Below are 618 nucleotides of genomic sequence, written 5' to 3' on the forward strand. Positions count from 1 at the left end.
TTTTAGGTTACTCAAGCACTTATAAGTGCTCGGTTTTCTCTTTGTGATGTCTTTACCGTTAATGTCAATGATCTTTTTGTCTTATTGATCGTCTGATGAACAGATATTGTTTTTGGCTCTATCCGTAACTTTTAAATCAAACTCAAAATACTGTGGAGAATAAGGGAGTCGAACCCTTGACCTCCTGCGTGCAAGGCAGGCGCTCTAGCCAGCTGAGCTAATTCCCCCTGTTATTCGTTTAATGTTTTAAGTTTTCTTTTGTTTCAAGTTAACCTTGAATATGTAAACTTTAAACCTCAAACTCAAATTAGTAGTCTCGGGCAGGCTCGAACTGCCGACCTCTACATTATCAGTGTAGCGCTCTAACCAGCTGAGCTACGAGACTTTATTTAGACTTGAAGATGAAAGAACCTAGAGCCAAGACTTTTCGTCTTTTTTCTTTCTTCTTTTCTCTTTCTTCTTGCTTGTCTCAATCCCTTACTTACTAATTCTTAGGGGTGTATTGTTTAATATTTACAACCGAGTAAAAAAACCAAAGCTATGCTTTGTTTAAGAATGTTTGTCATTTGCATGACTAATTTTGTTTTACGTCATATAGACGCTCTAAAATGAGATGTT

Annotated in this window: 2 tRNA genes; both read right to left on the reverse strand. The window is 36.7% G+C overall.

Going from position 1 to position 618, the window contains the following annotated elements:
• Nucleotides 1-153 precede the first annotated feature (153 nt).
• Nucleotides 154-227: transfer RNA gene (locus tag AC23MB_RS14335), tRNA-Ala, on the reverse strand.
• Nucleotides 228-311: 84 nt separating this feature from the next.
• Nucleotides 312-385 (reverse strand) — tRNA-Ile (locus AC23MB_RS14340).
• Nucleotides 386-618: the final 233 nt, after the last annotated feature.

The organism is Soonwooa sp. T0.1_25 (assembly GCF_057652215.1).